The following is a 12380-nucleotide window of genomic DNA, read 5'->3' as shown; positions in this document are numbered from 1 at the left end:
GTTATTTGTCGTTTGGGTGGAGTGTTTGTTTAAACGTTACTATTTTCTTTTGTACGGTTCGGTTTTTGGGCTGGCGTGCTTCCAACACCCGACAAACTTCAGCGGCACAGTTTTCATTGGTTAGCTGATCGGCTAGGGTCAGCAGCGTTTGTTCCGACAGTTTCGGTTGGGTTGCCAGTGCTTTCAGCAAAAGACCTCCTTGTTCTTGATTCGCCTTGCCAACTTGCCAGGCCGCCTGTTCAGTCATTGAATTCGTGAGCGGCAACGTGGCCATCTTTTTCAGAATGGCAATTTGCAACGGATACCCCGCTGATTGGTACGTTTCCCACAGCCATTGCTGCCGAGCGTTATCAGAAAAAAATGTTGTACTAACTTTTTGTAAAGCAAAGCGGGCAGTGAAGATGTTTTTTCCTCGAATAACTTGCTGCATATCCGATTGAAAATCAGGAGCAACAATACCCTCCGCATTCATTACCCGTTCCATAGCCCAATATTGGTAATGGTGATTATTATCCGTCAGAAATCGGTGCAGCAAGGCGTCAGTTCTAAAAGATTCAGTAATCCGCTGCATCTCCGTTACCACCTTTCCGTGGGCAATGTGCCAGAGCGTGTAGCAAGTATATACTGCTCCGTCGATTACTTCATTTTTTACGGTTTTAAGCGTAGCTCCTGCTTTGGCATCCACAGAATCGGCCAGATTTTCGGTGCCTTTTCCGACCAAGTCTTCCATCGAAACTTCTTTCAATAGCGAGTGCGTATTGGCCAGAATAGTCTGCAACTTTTCGTAATCTTCGGGCTTAAACGGTTTATGGTCCATGCGGGTCAAAACCGCGCCTTTCGGAAAGTCGAAACGGGTATAATTCCCCAATAAATCCCAGTAAAAGTTAATATACACTGGTTTGCATTCGCCCGTCAGGCACACCGGCGTAAAAAGGTTGCTGAAGTAGTATAGCGGCTGCCCAGCGTCATCCAATGCCAATTGCAGGGTGTATTCGGTAGTGTCATTAATCGTAACAACATATTCCTTCGTCTTGGCGGGTAGTTGAGCAAAAGCGGTATTTATTACCAGAAAAAAGACACATAAGAGTACCCCGTTCCTGTATCCTTCACGAAAAAGCACACTGAATATAAAGGATTGTCTTATGTGTTTTTTTTCTTTCACCATTACTTCCAAGCGGGGTTTTGTTCCAGTTTAGAATTGGTCAGAATTTCTATATTGGGAATCGGGAAATAACGATGTTTGTCTTGCACGGGGCGCGATGGATAGTAAGAATTTAATACATTGGCCACCATTTTAAACTTACCCGTACGAGTCAGGTCATACCAGCGGTCGGCTTCGTAACATAATTCCCACGAGCGTTCCTGCAAAACCGCCTCAATAAACGCATCTTTACTCAAGCCTAGCGTCAAATCTGGTAAGCCCGCCCGCTTGCGTACCGTATTGATGGCGGCATAAGCTGCTGCCGTAGGGCTTGTGGCGCGGGCTTCGGCCTCAGCGGCAATCAGATACACATCGGCCAAACGTAAAATCGGGAAATTGTTTTCACCGTTAGCACCGTTAGAATTGGGGTCCATAAACTTCTTCACAATGATTCGGTCTCTTAGGGTAACATCGGCCTGACCAATGAGTCGGCCTTGGGCATTGACATACGCCGTATCAAGCAATGCTTTGCGTTTGTCTAAATTACTAAAGGAACGATAGAAAGAATGATACCCAAAAGCCGAGCCAAAAGCGGTTTTGGAAAAAACTGGAGGCGAGTTGGCGGGCGCATAAAATCCTAACAAATCGTAGCCATTCAGCCCCGAAAGGCTCGAAAACTCAGCCGCAAAAATCACTTCTACCCGAGCCGCATCTTCCCTTAATGGATTGTACAAATCCAAAACGTTAGGCATTAGGCTGTATCTGTTTGACTGAATAAGTGCCTGAGCATTTTGAGCTGCTTTGGCGTAATCGCCCGCGTACAATTGGGCTTTTGCTAATAATCCAATCGCTGCCCCATAGGCCGCGCGACCTCTGTCTTTGGGCGTTGGCGGTAAATCTTTGACGGCAGTTTCTAAGTCTTTTATCAAAAAAGCATAAACATCCGCCACAGGGCTTTTTGCGGTCTCGGTGCCAGCAATGTTTTTGGTACTTTCTTGCTTAATGGGCACATCGCCAAAGGTTTTTGCCAAATGAAAATAATACAGGCCCCTTAAAAAATAAGCTTCGGCCAAAATTTGCTTTTTGCGAGTTTCGTCCATCGCCACGCGGGGGACGTTTTCCAGCACTTGGTTGGCCCGGTCAATACCCTGATAACAATGCTGCCAATACTGACCGATTAAGTCCATGGTAGCATCATACGAAAAAACCGTTAGTTGGTCACGACCTACCACTGCCCGCGGAAAACACTGGTCGGCGGAGTAATCGGGCAATTGCGTACCTACGCGGCTATAAAGGTTGGTTACGGGCGTATAAGCTGCCGTAAGAGCGGCTTCGGCATCAGAGGCCGACGTAAAAAATTGGTCAGGCGATACAAACGAGTAGGGCTTTTCGGTTAAATCGCAGGCGCTGATTGCAACTGCTGCCACCACAAACGCAAGGAATTTTAAAAGGTTATTTTTCATAATTCTTCAAGGAATCGGTGATTAAAAAGTGATTTGTAAACCCGCTATCAAGGATTTGGCAATGGGGTAGCCAATGTTGTCAACGCCCAAATTCAGGTTGTTTTGTCCAGCAGTGTTTACTTCTGGATCGTAGCCAGAGTACTTAGTAAGCGTGATAAAATTGTTGGCACTCACGTAGAGGCGTGCATTGTTAAGCCACGACAGCTTCCCTTTTGTCGGTACGGTATAGCCCAAGGTTGCGTTTTTGAAACGAATAAAAGAACCGTCTTCAATCATCACGTCCGATTGGTTGATACGCTGTCCTTGCGCTACTTTAGGGTAATAATTGCTTGGGTTGGTGGGCGTCCAACGGTTAACCATCGTCGCAAATTGATTAAACCCTGCTGCACCGCCTTCCATTCGGAGACGTTGTACATAGAAAATCTCACCGCCTTGTACACCTTGCACAAACACGCTCAAATCAAACCCTTTGTATTTCAGGTTATTGGTGATGCCAAAATAATAATCTGGATTGGGGTCACCAATGATTTGTTGGTCGGCTGCCGAAATGGCTCCGTCGCCGTTGAGGTCTTTGTATCGAATATTTCCTGCCACTCTACCCGTCGGGATATTATCGCCCGTTTGATAAATGCCGTCAAAAATGTAGCCGTAAAACGAACCGAGGGGTTGGCCCACTCGTAAAATACTGTTGTTGGTAAATGGCCCTACCGAGCCGCCGCCATCTCCTGGAATAATCTCGGTACGTGTACCATCAATCAAGGTCAGCTTGTTGCGGTTGGCCGAGATATTGCCGTTAATGTCCCATTTGAAATTGGAAGTATTGGCAATGTTTGCCGTGACGGAAAACTCAATTCCTTTGTTCTCAACCGCTCCAAAGTTTCCAAAAACCGAACCATAACCCGACGACAACGCTACGGAACGAGACAAGAGCAAATCGGTGGTTTTTTTCTGATAGGCGTCAATCGTAAACTGAAGGCGGTTGTTGAGTAAGCCAAAATCTAAACCAATATCGGCCTGACCGCTTTTTTCCCAACGAAGATCAGGGTTGGCAATATTGGCCGACAGGATTCCAATGCTGCGGGTATTGTTAAAGTTATAGTTACCAACTGAGCTCAAACGTGCCAAAGAATTGTACAACGGAATGTCGGCATTACCCGTTATGCCGTAACTCACCCGCAGTTTCATGTCGCTGAAAAGCTTCTGGTTTTGCATAAATTTCTCTTCTGAAATCCGCCAAGCACCTGCTACAGAAGGGAAAAATCCATATTTGTTGTTTGCCCCAAAACGACTCGAACCGTCCACGCGGGCAGTGAGCGTAAGCAAATATTTGCTTTTCAGGTTATAATTTACTCGACCCGTGTAAGAGTCTAAACGCCACTGTTGTTTGTTACTACCGATGGTCACAATAGAAGCTTGCCCAAGGTTATCGTTGAATACCAGATCATTAGGAAACTGCTGTCCCGACATCGCGTCTGTAACCTGCGTTTGGCTTTGCGTGGAGAATACACCCGTCAAATTGAAATCGTGTACACCCAACGTCTTATGGTAATTGAGCAAACTTTCGTGCAAAATGGTATTGGTATTGTTGTTCCCACGTCCACCAGTACCATTCACTGTTGCCCCCGCCCGAACAAAACGGGTTACGTAAGAATCGCGGGTATCGCCTATCAAATCTCCCCCAAAAGATGCACGGTACGTGAGGTCTTTGGTGATGGTCCAATCGGCAAAAATATTCCCCAACAATCGGCGCGTCGTATTGCGGTTGAGTACTTCGCTTGCTACCGCTATCGGATTGTTAAAATCAATGTATCTTCCACTAAACATGGTGGGTTTTCCTTGGGCGTCACGCGGTGACTCTGTTGGTGGGGCATAGAGGGCCGACAATACAATTCCTCCACTCGCGCCATCCAAAAGAGTGGATGAAACAGCCCCGTTATTGACTGAATAAGTGTAAGTGAGGCTGGTCCCAATTTTAAAATTTTTGGTTACTTGGTTGTCCAAATTGACCCGTATCGAACCTCGTTTGAAATTTGAATTAATGATGATGCCGTTTTGGTCAAAATAATTCATCGAAACGTTGAAAAGCGATTTCTCAGTCCCGCCCGAAAACGAAAGTTGGTGGCTCTGCATTCCGCCTTTTTGAAAAATTTCTTTTTGCCAATCCGTTCCCTCGCCCAATTGTGCGGGATTGGGGAATAAGTTTTGGCCCGTCAGTTCATTTTCCAAGGCCGCAAACTCCGACGCATTCAACAAATCCAAGGTCTTACGAATTTGCTGTTGGCCTGCATAGCCTTCATACGTTACCCGTGTTTGACCTGCCTTGCCTCTTTTGGTGGTGATAAGTACCACGCCGTTGGCACCGCGTGTTCCATACACCGCAGTAGCAGAAGCATCTTTTAATACCTCAATAGATTCAATATCATTCGGATTTAGCGTTGAAAGTACCGATAGGCGGTTTCCGTTGTCATTTCCGAAACCACTACCTCCACCCGCCACGGGGTTATCTCCTCCCGAAATCGGGAAGCCATCCACCACATAAAGTGGTTCGCTACTACCACTGATTGAGTTGTTTCCTCTGATCCTCACGCTGATACTTCCACCAGGAGCACCTGAATTTTGGGTTACCTGTACTCCAGAAGCACGGGCTTGTAAACCCTGTACAAAGTTGGCAATGGGAGTGACTTTCAGCTCTGCTGCTTTGATGGAAGAAACCGCCCCGGTCAAATCACTTTTTTTAACCGAACCATAGCCTACCACCACTACATCTTCCAGCAACTTGGTGTCGAGCTTTAAAACAACATCAACTTTTGAACGATTACCAACCGTTTCGGTCACTGAAAGATACCCAATGTAACTAAAACTCAATTTGGCATCGGATTTTACATTGGGAATGCTGTAATTTCCGTCTTTGTCGGTTGTGGTGCCGCTTGGTGTACCCACCACAATGACGCTTACCCCTGGCAAGCCCTCCCCATTTTCCGTGTTCACTTTTCCTTTCACCGTCAGCGATTGCGTAAAGGCATATTGAGTTCCTAGCAACAAAAGCAAGGAATACCCCAGTAAAAGTTTAAAATGTAGAAATTTCATAGATTAAGGTACTGTGTTTAGAAGGTTGAAAATTTTTAAAACAATTCAATTACAAAAAACATGGTTATGTACAATTTTATAAAACTATATACTCGCATTCATTGTAAGCCTTCATTTTAGGATAGAAGAGTCTTTTTAATTTCTTTCTGATTAAAAGAGTAATTAAAACATACCAAAAAAGAAATATTATTCAATAATAAGTAGATATTATACAATCTTTATCAGATAATTGCATTTAAAAACAATTGGGAACGTTCCCATTGTTTGGGAACGTTCCCAAAAACACCAAACCAACAAATAACACAGCTTAGACTTTAAATTAAAATAGTACAATAAATGAAAAAGCACCAAATCACCATCATTGATATAGCAAGACAGTTGAATATTTCAAAATCCACGGTATCAAGAGTGCTCACGGGGCATCCAAACGTAAGCGAAAAAACCAGAGAGGCGGTGTTGAAATTGGCCAACGAACTCGACTACCAACGCAACATGTTGGCCATTAACCTCATGTCGAGTCAAAGCCATACGATTGGCATTATCGTACCCGAATTTGTTACGTCATTTTTTCCAATGGTGATTATGGGGGCACAGGAAGTGGCTTCGCAGGCGGGGTATAATGTGCTAATCAGTCAGTCGAACGAAAGCTACGAAACCGAAGTCGCCAATGCCAAAGTCATGCTTGACAATCGGGTAGATGGGGTTTTGGTGTCTTTGACGCGAGAAACGCGTAATTATGACCACCTTAAAGTTTTTCAGCGAAAAGGAATCCCGATTGTGTTTTTCAATCGGGTATGTGACGATATGCAAGTACCGAAGGTGGTGGTGGACGATTACGAAGGGGCTTTTAAAGCCGTAGAACACCTCATCCTGACGGGCAGAAAACGCATTGCGCATTTGGGCGGACCTACTTCACTCCACGTAAGTAAAAAGCGTTTGGAAGGTTATAAAGACGCTTTGCGAAAATACAATCAACCGATTGACCCAGGCCTGATCCTTGATTACGACCTCAATTTAGAAAAAGTCAAAATTTATATCAAACACCTACTCGACCTGCCCGAGCCACCCGATGCCCTTTTTACCATTAACGATCCCACGGCCTTTGAAGCCATGATTTTTATGAAAGCTAAAGGTCTCAAAATACCCGAAGAGATTGCCGTTGTGGGGTTTAGCAACAACTATGGCTCTACACTCATTGAGCCCCGCCTCACCACCGTAGCACAACCGACCCACCAAATTGGGCAAGTAGCGGCACAGTTATTGCTGGACCAAATCAACTCAGATGCTTCCGAATGGAAGCCAATATATCGGGTGTTGAAAACTGAATTGTTGGTACGTGGGTCGAGTTAACAAATGGTATATTCAGTTGTATTCCATCCCCTTTTGCCAATCAATTTTTAAGGGGTATGGCCACATTATAATTCACCGTGTCGCTGATATAAACGGCACAAAAAAGAATTTTTGGCTTACCATTTTCAAAATACAATTGGGGCCGTTCGAGTTTCCCCACTTTTTCTGTTCCACTTTCCCAAGGGATTTCCAACGTAGAAACAAGGATATTTTTGGCGGGTTTCCAGTCCAACCCATCCAGCGACTCAAACAAGGCAAGGCTCGTACCAGCGTTGGTAAAAACGCCTTTCATGTCTTTGACAATGGCCCAATATTTTCCTTCTTGAAACCAGATATAAGGGTCTTCGGCGGCAAATTTGACGGTATCTTTGACAAAAACGGGTTTGGGTTGCTTTACAAAAGGACCTTCGGGGCGGTTGGCAATTGCTACGCCGTGCAGTACCCGCCCGCCAAAAGGCATTTTACCGTTGCTGACGCCTTTATAGACCATCAGAAATGTTCCGTCGGGACGTTGAGCCAAGGAAGGATTGTTGGTCAATAAATGGTCGAAAGCGTTAGGGGTGGTGTCCACCAGGGGTTTATCGCTGCGTTTCCATTGACCCAAGGGTGAATCGGCCACGGCCACGCCAATACGTTGATGATTGCGGTGATCCCACCACTCGCCGTTGCCGTAATTTCCCATGTAGTAGAGGTAGTATTTGTTTCCAAACTTATGAATCGTGGGGTTGTGGGTGACGTCGGCATCCCAATACTTTTTGTCTCGTTTGGGCAAAATCACCTTGGCAAATTTGTACGGCCCTGTGGGGGCGTCGGCTACGGCCACGGCTACCTCGCTGTCGGTGACCCAAGCCAAATGCTTTTTGCTTTGGGGCCATCGGCTATAAAAAAGATAGTATTTGCCATCATCGCCTTTGACCATGCTTCCGCACCAAACCATGTAGCCTTTATCTTCAAACTTGGCTGATTGCGGCACGGGTTGAATCATTTTTGTAAAATCAAGGTCTTGGGCAGCTACGTCAAAAAAACCAAGTAAAAGACTAAAAACCAGAAACTTATTCATTATTTTCCGCTGTATTTTAAAGGTACAAATACGTTCATGGAGTGTTTGCGTTTGTCTATTCCCATAGCGCCAAACAACAGTTTCGGTACACCTTTTTCCATGTACAGGCAAGGTCGTTCGAGTTTGTCGTCAAGTGGTTTTCCAGTTTCCCAAAAGACAGTTTTTGAAACTACTTTGGGGTAGGCGGCAGGTTGCCAATCGAAACCGTTGGTCGAAATCATCAAGGCTAATGCCCCGCTTTCACCCGTGAATTTTCCTACTACGTCCCGTACAATGGCGTAGTTCACGCCCTGCTGATGCCACAAATAGGGGTCTTCGGCCACCATCCATTCTTTGCTGCCCTTTTCGGCTTCAAAAATGGGTTGCGGGTGCTTTACAAATTGACCCGTGGGAGCGTTGGAAAACGCCACCCCAAAACGCACCCTTCCGCCTCGGATAGTACCATTTTTTTCGACTTGTTTGTAAACCAAAATAAATTGCCCCTTCTCATCTACCGTGATGGCGGGGTTTGAAACCATGAGTGCATCGTGGGCGGTAGAGTCGGTGCTTACGTCTAAAATCGGTTGAGCAAATCGGGTCCATTCGCCTTCGGGGTCGTCGGCTACGGCTACGCCAATGCGCTGATTATTACGATATTCCCACCAATTCGGGTTTTCGTACGCCGTGTGCGGTTTCACGTACGATTTGCCCGTTGAGCCCATGTAGTACAGGTAAAATTTATTCTTGTAGGCGATCACGGCGGGGTTGTGGGTACAAACACCGTCCCAAAATTGATTGCCACGCGCAGGAAAAACTACTTTGACGTGACGATACGGGCCTTCGGGTCGGTCTGCCCGAGCCAGGGCAATTTCGGAATGAGTGATCCACGCTTCGTGGCCTTTGTCACGAGGCCAACGGCTGTATAGCATGTAAAATTTGCCATTTTTCCCCTTGACCACTGAGCCACACCAAATGTTATAGAGGCTATCGCTAAAAGTATTATTGAGGGGAATGGGCTGAGCCATCGCACTCAAATCCCTCTGCGGCGTTGAACCCCAATGGCTTTTTTCGGTCTCTTTTGGGGCTTGTCCAAAAACGCTTGATATAAAGCAACTCAACAAAATGAGCAGCATCCCTTGGTAATGTTTCATATTGCCTTATTTAATCATTAAAATCACGTCTTTGGCGCGCGATTCGGGCGTCACTTTGAGGAAAAGTACTTTTCCTTCCTTCAATTCACCTTCAATGGTCGTGTTGGCTGGAGCGTGCAATTTGAACTGCACATCCCAATTTTTGGGCCAAGCAGGAAAAAGATACAGCTTGTCATCGGGGGTTTGGAGGAGCATTTCCTGCAAACCAATCATGCCCGAACCGCCCCAATTGTGGTCGGGAACCCAATCGTGGCCTGGCCCCCAAAAAGTGGGGTATCGCCTTGGTGCGTTTCTCAGTTTTTTGATGGTTATCTCGGCGGCTTCATCCGTCAAGCCCAATCTTGCACAAAAAATGGCGTCTTGGTGCCAACTGATGTGGTTTTTCTGAATGGCCCGGTCGGCACCGTACTTCCAAGTATTGATAGCAATATCAAGCTTGGGTTTGCCGATGCCAAACATTCCCCAAGGATAAACGGGGTACAATTGGGGTAATTCTTGGTTGTTGATACGCCCCCACGCCTCGGCAGGGGCAATGGTCAGGTGTCCATTTTTTTCTTTCAAGGGTATCTCGGGAATGCTTTTCAGCACTTTTTCGTAGTGCTTTTTCTTTTCGGGCGAAAGGTACTTGTCCGACAGTTCCGTCAAACGCTTGGTGATGCTGTACAACCCTGCAATGGTGGACGATGAGTTGTACGCCATTTTGTAGGTTTCTGCGCCCGTTGATGGAAAAAGAATAAGTTTACCGTCGTCGGCAAAAGCGCTTCTACTGCGGGTGGTGGCTTCCCATTGGTAGTGTTCGTAGAAAAAAGTAACGCAACTTTCCACAAACGGCAGGTATTTGCTGATGTCTTCGTTGTTGTATTTTTCCAAGTCGAGCATCATCAGGCAAAACTCCATTTGGGTATCCCAGAGGTACTCCAGCCAATAATTATATTCAATGCCAGCAGGGAAGTTTTGGGGACGTTTCCAGCCGTAAGAGGTAGCGAGCGGCACCCCAAACTGCTCCAACTGCTCGGTAAACGATGCGCCATTGTGCCCCCAATACACTTTTGTGCGGGTTTCGGCATTTTTCAAGGCCCTCAGATAAAAGTTGAGTTGAGAAGGCAACATATCAAAATCACCACTTCGGAACATCGGAAAGTACACCAAACGTTGGTTTTGGGCAGTATGCGTTCCGCCACCCCAATCGCGGTGGTCGGGAGTAAAGGGTGCATTTTTATCAGTGAAAGATGGGTCAAACGTAAACATGCCCCCGTTGAACTTGGTAGGATAAGTCCCATAGGCGTTGCATCCCAACTGATAACGAAAGAGGTTGTAGTTGCGCCCCACTTGCCAAGCCACCGAACTGCTGTCTTTTTGGCGGCTGTTGACGGCGATATGGCTTCGTTGCCAAAAAGCATTCCACCATTTTTTGGTAGTCTCAAAATCAGCTGTTTGGGTATCTTTTACAGACTGAATTATTTGTTCTAACCCTACCTTCCACTGCGCAATCGTCTCGGTAGTGGCTATGTGTAAGACAATTTGCAGCTCTTGTTTTCGCGCCGCTTGTTTGCTCTCTAATTTCCACGCCGTAAACTCCGTATCAGCGTATTTACCTTGGCTAATTCCTGCACTTTTGAAATTACTTCCACCCATCCAACCGCCAAAAGTTAGGTTTTTGAGGGGGTTCCACAATTGACTTTTTACAGAATCTAACTTTTGTTGTTTGACCGTAAAATCAAAAACGGATTCGTCACGGTTGCGGTGATACCAAAGCACATTTTGACCTTCAAATTTCATAGAATCCTTGCGCACCACCGCCTGAAACGGAGCATCTCTAAATGCCAAACTCGCCTTAGTTTGCCCTGCCAGCGTCCAAGTGAGGTCTTTGTCACGCCAGTTTTCGTACCACGCTTCCACTTTCAATTTTTCGTCGCTTTCGGTTTCTACGTGAACCACGGGCTTGAACACATCCACCCAAATTTTCACCAGCACTTTCTTCTTATTCTTTACCGAAGAAATTTCTACGTAGCCCTCGTTTAGCTTCAATTCTTGCTTAAAAGAGCCATTTTGAAACAGATTGGGGGTAATTCGCAGACGAATACGGCCAAATTTGGGGAATACATTGTTCTCGTCAAACGCCCCACTGCGTGATAAATAGAAGAAAATTTCGTCCTTCTCTGTCCATACGTTGAGGCCAATATCACCACCGCCACAAGGCATTGATTCTGAAGAATTGGCACTTTGTTTTGACCAAACAACGTTGTATTGCGAAACGTCAAAACTGCTTTGCGCCACGACTTGATGAATGGTCAGCATGGCAAAAAAAACGATTTTCAGGGTGGATTTCATTTCAAGGTTTGGGTTAAAATATACTTCGCTGTCGTCTCTCCAATGTCATTTAGAGCCGTTTGATTGTAGTGAATGGCATCGTGTAGCCAGCCTTTTTCTTTGAATAAATGGGTGTTTTCATACACAATGTGGGTGTTTTTCAAACGTTGGGTTACATTTTTTTGAGCTAATCGTACTTGCTCAAATCCCGCTTGAGAATGGCCTACATAATAACCCGTCTGGACGATATAGAAGCCTACTTTCTGACCAAATTTAACCCTAAAGCGTTGAATCACCTTTATTAAAGCAGCCTCGTATTCTTGCATAGTCAGTTGTTGAGCATTGATGGCATTGGCATCTCGTTCGCCTTGTAGCCAGATAATTCCGCTTAATTTTACCCCAGTTTTTTCGACAGCCTTTTGGGTTTTCAGCACTGCATTTTCAAAAAGCTGTAAGCGTCCTGTATCATCCCACGTCCCATAATTATCAAGCTCTGCTTTTTGATGGCACGATGCTCCACTTCTGGCCGCCGAGATGATAACCACCTGTTTTTTACTCAATTCTGCGTATGTCTTGGCAAATGCAGGGCCGATACTGCCCGTGGTAGCAGCGCCAAATTTTAATTCATTTGCTCCTACGGGATCTTGCAAATGCAAGAGCGTATCATTAGAAAATCGGTATTCAAAGGCGGTTCCAAGCATACACTTAGCCGATTGGGCACTGTCGCCTACTCCCACGGCGTTGCTTTGCCCTGCCACCAAAAACAAAACCTTTTCTTGAGCCTGTAAACGACTGAAAACCAGCAAAATCATCAAAAAGTTAATTGTTTTAGCCATGCA

The 12380-nt window shown here is 45.7% G+C and carries 8 protein-coding genes; 1 reads left to right on the top strand and 7 read right to left on the bottom strand.

The window, feature by feature from the left end:
- Nucleotide 1: 1 nt before the first annotated feature.
- Genes GVN20_RS03015 through GVN20_RS03005 form a run of 3 tightly spaced genes read right to left on the bottom strand, consistent with a single transcriptional unit; the run spans nt 2 to nt 5691 of the window.
- Nucleotides 2-1165 carry a hypothetical protein gene (locus tag GVN20_RS03015; protein WP_166556899.1) on the bottom strand — a complete coding sequence of 388 codons (1164 nt, stop codon included), beginning with the start codon at nt 1163-1165 and terminating at the stop codon, nt 2-4.
- Nucleotides 1165-2604, bottom strand: coding sequence for a RagB/SusD family nutrient uptake outer membrane protein (locus GVN20_RS03010; protein WP_166556898.1), 1440 nt, complete (start codon nt 2602-2604; stop codon nt 1165-1167). Before GVN20_RS03010 ends, GVN20_RS03015 begins: the two co-directional genes overlap by 1 nt.
- Nucleotides 2605-2625: 21 nt before the next feature.
- On the bottom strand, nt 2626-5691 hold the full coding sequence (locus GVN20_RS03005; RefSeq protein WP_166556897.1) for a TonB-dependent receptor: 3066 nt from the start codon (nt 5689-5691) through the stop codon (nt 2626-2628).
- 336 nt (nt 5692-6027) lie between these two features.
- Here GVN20_RS03005 and GVN20_RS03000 point away from each other — a divergent pair, with 336 nt between their 5' ends.
- The gene (locus GVN20_RS03000) at nt 6028-7041 is read left to right on the top strand and encodes a LacI family DNA-binding transcriptional regulator (RefSeq protein WP_166556896.1); all 1014 of its coding nucleotides are present in this window, start codon (nt 6028-6030) and stop codon (nt 7039-7041) included.
- A 40-nt stretch (nt 7042-7081) separates the two neighbouring features.
- Here GVN20_RS03000 and GVN20_RS02995 read toward each other — a convergent pair whose 3' ends face one another.
- The 4 genes from GVN20_RS02995 to GVN20_RS02980 are packed head-to-tail and all read right to left on the bottom strand — an operon-like array spanning nt 7082 to nt 12377.
- A complete protein-coding gene (locus tag GVN20_RS02995; protein WP_166556895.1) occupies nt 7082-8101 on the bottom strand; it encodes a glycoside hydrolase family protein in 1020 nt (339 codons plus the stop codon).
- Complete coding sequence (locus GVN20_RS02990; protein WP_166556894.1) at nt 8101-9231, bottom strand: glycoside hydrolase family protein; 1131 nt, start codon at nt 9229-9231, stop codon at nt 8101-8103. Before GVN20_RS02990 ends, GVN20_RS02995 begins: the two co-directional genes overlap by 1 nt.
- A 6-nt stretch (nt 9232-9237) precedes the next feature.
- Nucleotides 9238-11562: a DUF5703 domain-containing protein gene (locus GVN20_RS02985; RefSeq protein ID WP_229598953.1), complete on the bottom strand. Its 2325-nt coding sequence runs from the start codon at nt 11560-11562 to the stop codon at nt 9238-9240.
- Nucleotides 11559-12377, bottom strand: a complete 819-nt coding sequence (locus GVN20_RS02980) for a sialate O-acetylesterase (protein WP_166556893.1) — start codon at nt 12375-12377, stop codon at nt 11559-11561. Before GVN20_RS02980 ends, GVN20_RS02985 begins: the two co-directional genes overlap by 4 nt.
- Nucleotides 12378-12380: the final 3 nt, after the last annotated feature.

Source organism: Runella sp. CRIBMP, assembly GCF_009905605.1.
Taxonomy (GTDB): Bacteria; Bacteroidota; Bacteroidia; order Cytophagales; family Spirosomataceae; genus Runella.
Note: the sequence above shows the minus strand (reverse complement) of the source record. Positions and strands in the feature narration are given on the sequence as shown.

What these genes read in the sequence shown, in the direction of transcription:
- GVN20_RS02985 (WP_229598953.1), bottom strand. Translation starts at nt 11,562, where the DNA reads ATGAAATCCACCCTGAAAATCGTTTTTTTTGCCATGCTGACCATTCAT.
- GVN20_RS02990 (WP_166556894.1), bottom strand. Translation starts at nt 9,231, where the DNA reads ATGAAACATTACCAAGGGATGCTGCTCATTTTGTTGAGTTGCTTTATA.
- GVN20_RS03000 (WP_166556896.1), top strand. Translation starts at nt 6,028, where the DNA reads ATGAAAAAGCACCAAATCACCATCATTGATATAGCAAGACAGTTGAAT.
- GVN20_RS02980 (WP_166556893.1), bottom strand. Translation starts at nt 12,377, where the DNA reads ATGGCTAAAACAATTAACTTTTTGATGATTTTGCTGGTTTTCAGTCGT.
- GVN20_RS03015 (WP_166556899.1), bottom strand. Translation starts at nt 1,165, where the DNA reads ATGGTGAAAGAAAAAAAACACATAAGACAATCCTTTATATTCAGTGTG.
- GVN20_RS03005 (WP_166556897.1), bottom strand. Translation starts at nt 5,691, where the DNA reads ATGAAATTTCTACATTTTAAACTTTTACTGGGGTATTCCTTGCTTTTG.
- GVN20_RS02995 (WP_166556895.1), bottom strand. Translation starts at nt 8,101, where the DNA reads ATGAATAAGTTTCTGGTTTTTAGTCTTTTACTTGGTTTTTTTGACGTA.
- GVN20_RS03010 (WP_166556898.1), bottom strand. Translation starts at nt 2,604, where the DNA reads ATGAAAAATAACCTTTTAAAATTCCTTGCGTTTGTGGTGGCAGCAGTT.